The organism is Pseudomonas sp. 05T35 (genome assembly GCF_056396605.1).
On record NZ_JBFTLU010000319.1, the window covers coordinates 1 to 5379 of the forward strand.

Sequence of the window (5379 nt, forward strand, 5' to 3'; positions counted from 1 at the left end):
ACCTGACACAAGCCCGAGTCCTAGAGCTTCTGATAACAATGGAGTCTGAGCGAGGCATGATAGAAAAACATTTCACCCGCCACGCATCGAAAGATATAGCGGCAGAGAGCGACAACAGTACACCGACGCAACCAGCTCGCACCCAGATGACAATTGATAAGAGCCCAGCCGCTCTCCTAGCGCCTCAGACCCAACCGACCCTAGAAGCAAAGCGAGAGCCCAGCTCAGCATTCATGAGTGATAGCGCCACCCCAGTGATCGACCATCCTGTTAGTGAAAACCTGGAGGCACAACCCAATAAAAATGCTTCATCCCACTTCGAAACAGACAGGCCGCCCCTGAGCATTCAAGCAACCACGCAATGCCCACCCAGCAGAGGTGAGCGCCCCAAGACCCTCGGGGATATCCTGCGCGAAAAAGAAGAGGAAGAGTCCCGTCGCTTAAAAGCAGAGATTGGGCCTGTTTAAACCAGGCCACGCGACATCTCTTCAGGCAGGCGCTGTGCTCCCTGGGCAGCATGGGCAGTTCGCAAAAGTCACGCCCCACCCAAGCGGTCAGTTTGGAACGGAAGGATGAGACTGCTTGCAGCAGCATTGGCGCCTATCCGGGCCTCAATGCCGGAATTGCAGCATGACGACGATAGCGTGCTCACTGACTAGCCATAACACTTTAGAGGGTTAGGCTGCACAATGCCTTACGACCGGATGAGCATTTCGATGTCACACAGCGCTCACGCCGCTATATCAAAGCCCTTAAATGACGGCAGCGTGAAATCACGCAAAAAGAGAGTGGGGGAACAAATGGGGGAACAGAAACCGCACAATGCAAAAAGGCCCCATAAAATGGGGCCTTTAGGTGTAAATATGGCGGAGAGATAGGGATTCGAACCCTAGGTACCGGTGAAGGTACAACGGATTTCGAATCCGTCCCATTCGGCCACTCTGGCATCTCTCCAACGGCGCGCATCATAACAGCACATTCAGCGGAAGCGAACCCCCTGAGTGAAATTTTTTCCGTGCTATCAGATGCTTGCGTCGATTACAGCGGTACGCCGAGGCGCTTGGCGACTTCTTCGTAGGCTTCGATGACGTCACCGAGGCCCTGACGGAAGCGGTCCTTGTCCATTTTCTTGCCGGTGGCCTTGTCCCACAGGCGGCAGCCGTCCGGGCTGAACTCGTCGCCGAGGACGATTTCACCGTGGAACACGCCGAATTCAAGCTTGAAGTCGACCAGCAGCAGGCCYGCGTCGTCGAACAGTTTGCTCAGGACTTCGTTGACCTTGAGCGACAGTTCTTTCATGCGAACCAGTTGCTCGGCCTTGCCCCAACCGAATGCCACGACGTGGGATTCGTTGATGAACGGGTCGCCCTTGGCGTCGTCCTTCAGGAACAGTTCGAAGGTGTAAGGGTTGAGCTTCATGCCCTCTTCGACGCCCAGACGCTTGACCAGGCTGCCGGCGGCGTAGTTACGCACGACGCATTCGACCGGGATCATGTCGAGTTTCTTCACCAGGCACTCGTTGTCGCCCAGCAGTTTGTCGAATTGGGTCGGCACGCCGGCTTCTTCGAGTTTCTGCATGATGAAGGCGTTGAACTTGTTGTTCACCATGCCTTTGCGGTCGAGCTGCTCGATGCGCTTGCCGTCGAACGCCGAGGTGTCGTTGCGAAACAGCAGGATCAAGCGGTCAGCGTCATCGGTCTTGTAAACCGATTTGGCTTTGCCGCGGTAGAGTTCTTCACGTTTTTCCATGATGGGCTCCGCTTGCTAAGTAGATGGGCTAGGCGATATGTCGCCAGTCGAGCCCTGAATCTTGATCGGCCAATTGCAGCCAGTCCGGGTCGCACCCGAGGGTGTCGACAAAACATTGCCGGGCCAGCTGCGGCAGGTTGTTCTTGCTGCTCAGATGGGCCAGTACCAGGTGTTGCAGGTCCTGCCAGCCCAACTCGGCCACCAGGCTTGCGGCCTGATGGTTGTTCAAATGTCCCAGTTCACCGCMTACCCGCTGCTTGAGAAAGTACGGGTAGTGACCGCGGGCCAGCAGGTCGCGGCAGTGATTGGATTCGATCATCAATGCATCGAGATCCCGATAACCGTCCAGCACCGTGGCGCAGTACGAACCAAGGTCGGTCAGCAGGCCGAAACGCCGCGAACCGTCACTGAAGACGTATTGCGTCGGTTCCTGCGCATCGTGGGCCACGGCAATGACGCCGATACTCAGCCCGCCGATCTGCAACTGCTCACCACCGGCGACAAAGCCTGCCGGTTCAACCGGTTTGCGCATCCCGCGCAGGGTGCCACGACTCAGGTAGACAGGAAGATTGTAGCGCCGAGACAGCAAACCCACGCCATGCACGTGGTCGGCATGTTCGTGGGTCACCAGTATCGCGCTCAGCTGCGTAGGGCTTACACCCAGGCGCAGCAGGCGTTTTTCGGTTTCGCGCAAGGAGAAACCACAATCGACCAGGACGTACGTGTCATCACTGGCTATCAGCGTGCCATTCCCTTGGCTGCCACTGCCGAGAACGGCGAAACGCATCTGATCAGCCCAGGTTGTCCTGAATCACGCCCAACACTTTGCGCGCCACTTCAGCCGGCGCAACGGTGTTGATGTTCTTCTCGACGGTCACTTGTACGTTCTCGCCAACCTTGCTCAGGCGAACCTGATAACGCTCGGCGCGGGCTTCAACTTCTTCCTTGCTCGGCGCACTGCCGAACAGGTTGCTGAAGAAACCTGGCTTCTCGTTTTTCTTCTCGGCTTTTTCGGAAAGGTTGATGTAGTACAGGCCCAGGCTGCGGTTGATGTCTTCAACGCGCCATTCACCCTTTTCCAGCGCGCGCCCTACGCTCGACCAGGCACGGTCAAGGTCGGTACCGACGTTGAGCACCGGGTTACCGCTGYCGTCTTCAGTCAGGCTGACACGGTTTGGCGTATCGAAATCACGCGAAGCGAGCATCGAGACCGAACCGCCCTTCTCCGACGTGCGGCTCATGCTCGCGAGCATGTCGTCGATCAGCGCTGCGTCCAGGCCGGTGTTGACCGAACGGTTGGTGAACGCGACATCGGCGGTGCTACCGGCAGGACGCTCGGCACTGACCACATAGACTTCACTGGTGTTGCGCTGCACGCCTGGTTCGATACGCACCCGCACGCGAGTCTGGCTGTCAGAACCAACGCCGGTACTGCTCAGGCGCTTGGCCATCGCCGCGGAAAGCTCGTCAGGACGCTGCCAGGCCGTGGTGAACTCGCCGGTTTGCGGGCGCTGCTGATCCAGACGGAAGCCGTTGTCCTGGAAAAACTGCACAGCCACTGGCCAGACTTCAGCCGGTGGATGCTGGGCCATGACCCAACGCGTATCGCCGCTTTTTTGCAGGCTGTAATCGCTGGCATCGGCAATCGCCGACAACGGCTGCGGACGAGGAACGACGTATTCGCCCTTGAACGTGTCATCGGCGACGTTGCGCGGAATCGGCAGCAACGGGTCCAGGCGCTTGGAGGTATGGACATCCGGCGGCAGTTGCATCGGTGCAGTCTGTTGCGCTTCCAGGTAATCGCTACCACGGTCACGGAAGTAACCTTCCGGGCCCCAGATCCATCCACAGCCACTGGTGCTGGAGATAATCAAGGCAAGTGCGGAAAGTCCGGCCATTCGCTTCATGCGTTGTACTTCCTCAATTAAACCAATACGCCGGACTGGCGCATGGCCTGTCGCAGCGGTTCGTGACAGGCTTCGCTGAGCCAGGTGAGCGGCAGACGGATACCGTCCGGCATCAAGCCCATTTCATGCAGCGCCCATTTCACGGGGATAGGGTTGGATTCGATAAACAGGGTTTTATTGAGCGGCATCAGCTTTTCGTGGATTGCGCGGGCTTTCACGGCATCACCGTTCAAGGCGGCGATGCACAGATCGCTCATGTCACGCGGCGCAACGTTGGCGGTCACCGAGATATTGCCTTTGCCGCCCAGCAGGATCAGCTCGACTGCGGTGGCGTCGTCACCGGAAAGCACCAGGAAGTCCTTGCTGACACCGTCCAGGATGGCCTTGGCGCGCGAAAGATCGCCCGTGGCTTCCTTGATGCCGATGATGTTCTTCACGGTCGACAGGCGGATAACCGTCTCGGCCTGCATGTCGCACGCGGTACGACCCGGCACGTTGTAGAGGATCTGCGGGATGTCGACAGCTTCGGCGATGGTCTTGAAGTGCAGGTACAGGCCTTCTTGCGTCGGCTTGTTGTAGTACGGCGTTACCAGCAGGCACGCATCGGCGCCGGCGGTCTTCGCATTGGTGGTCAGTTCGATCGCTTCGCGTGTCGAATTGGCGCCGGTACCGGCGATCACCGGGATACGGCCGTTGACCTGCTTGACCACGCGACGAATCACTTCGATGTGTTCGTTCACGTCAAGGGTCGCAGACTCACCTGTGGTGCCGACCGCCACAATGGCGTGGGTGCCGTTTTGCAGGTGAAAGTCCACCAGTTTGCTCAGGCTGTCCCAGTCAAGACGACCCTGTGCATCCATGGGTGTGACCAGTGCCACCATACTGCCCGCAATCATGCAACCGCTCCTGCCGGAAAAAGAGAACGGTAATGGTACTGGCGCCAAGATGCTTGTACAAGCGAAGTACTGCGCTCGCGCCATTCCCCTGAGCGCCGGTTTTCGCTACCCTTCAGACTTTGATCAGTACCGACAGGCTCGTACGCCGGGTTCCAGCCTCCACTTTCGGCCTCACAAGCCCCGATCCTGCGTTGCCGCCTACCCGATCTCGCCCCACTGGAGCTCGTCGCAACCATCTGGCTCGGGCTTTTTGATTTCGCATCCGGACGCCCACCCCGACGAATCGGCCCTTGATAAGTACCGACCGCTCATCGCTTTAGGAATGCTGCATGTCCACCCCCACAGTTCGCGAACAATTCCTTGTCATCAGTGCCCTCGGCGCCAACCCCATGGAGCTGACTAACGTCCTGTGCCGCGCCAGCCATGAAAACCGCTGCGCCGTGGTTACCTCTCGCCTGACCCGTCACGGCGAGTGCAGTGCGTTGGTCCTCGAGATTTCCGGTAGCTGGGACGCGCTGGCGCGCCTTGAAGGCAGCCTGTCGAGCCTCGCCAAAAAGCACGCCTTCACAGTCAACGTGGTGCGCAGCGCGGCGCTGGAGAACCGTCCGCAGGCCCTGCCGTACGTCGCTTATGTCAGCTCGGCTTATCGCTCAGACATCATCAACGAGCTGTGCCAGTTCTTCATGGACCACAACGTCGAGCTGGAAAACCTGACCTGCGACACGTATCAGGCGCCGCAAACCGGCGGCACCATGCTCAACGCCACGTTTACCGTGACGCTACCGGCCGGCGTGCAGATCAGTTGGCTGCGCGATCAGTTCCTGGAT

6 protein-coding genes and 1 tRNA gene are annotated in these 5379 nt (G+C 58.7%); 2 read left to right on the forward strand and 5 right to left on the reverse strand.

The window, feature by feature from the left end:
• On the forward strand, positions 1-467 hold a 467-nt coding region (locus AC1DH9_RS21425), incomplete at its 5' end, for a hypothetical protein (RefSeq protein WP_477808743.1).
• A gap of 397 nt (positions 468-864) precedes the next feature.
• Here the strand turns inward: AC1DH9_RS21425 and AC1DH9_RS21430 are convergent.
• The 5 genes from AC1DH9_RS21430 to dapA all read right to left on the reverse strand — a co-directional run bounded on the left by AC1DH9_RS21430 (position 865) and on the right by dapA (position 4552).
• A tRNA-Ser gene (locus AC1DH9_RS21430) sits at positions 865-954 on the reverse strand.
• Positions 955-1038: 84 nt separating this feature from the next.
• Positions 1039-1749, reverse strand: coding sequence for a phosphoribosylaminoimidazolesuccinocarboxamide synthase (gene purC, locus AC1DH9_RS21435; RefSeq protein ID WP_019692525.1), 711 nt, complete (start codon positions 1747-1749; stop codon positions 1039-1041).
• 28 nt (positions 1750-1777) lie between these two features.
• Positions 1778-2536 carry an MBL fold metallo-hydrolase gene (locus AC1DH9_RS21440; RefSeq protein ID WP_477808744.1) on the reverse strand — a complete coding sequence of 253 codons (759 nt, stop codon included), beginning with the start codon at positions 2534-2536 and terminating at the stop codon, positions 1778-1780.
• A 4-nt stretch (positions 2537-2540) separates the two neighbouring features.
• On the reverse strand, positions 2541-3656 hold the full coding sequence (gene bamC / locus AC1DH9_RS21445) for an outer membrane protein assembly factor BamC (protein WP_477808745.1): 1116 nt from the start codon (positions 3654-3656) through the stop codon (positions 2541-2543).
• Positions 3657-3673: 17 nt separating this feature from the next.
• Complete coding sequence (gene dapA / locus AC1DH9_RS21450; protein WP_427536706.1) at positions 3674-4552, reverse strand: 4-hydroxy-tetrahydrodipicolinate synthase; 879 nt, start codon at positions 4550-4552, stop codon at positions 3674-3676.
• A 329-nt stretch (positions 4553-4881) separates the two neighbouring features.
• Between dapA and AC1DH9_RS21455 the strand changes: the two genes are divergently transcribed.
• Positions 4882-5379, forward strand: a 498-nt coding sequence (locus tag AC1DH9_RS21455; RefSeq protein WP_477808746.1) for a glycine cleavage system transcriptional repressor, incomplete at its 3' end; no start/stop codon positions are given.

Bases quoted from the DNA above. Each gene is read 5' to 3' on its own strand.
- dapA (WP_427536706.1), bottom strand. From the start codon at position 4,552: ATGATTGCGGGCAGTATGGTGGCACTGGTCACACCCATGGATGCACAG.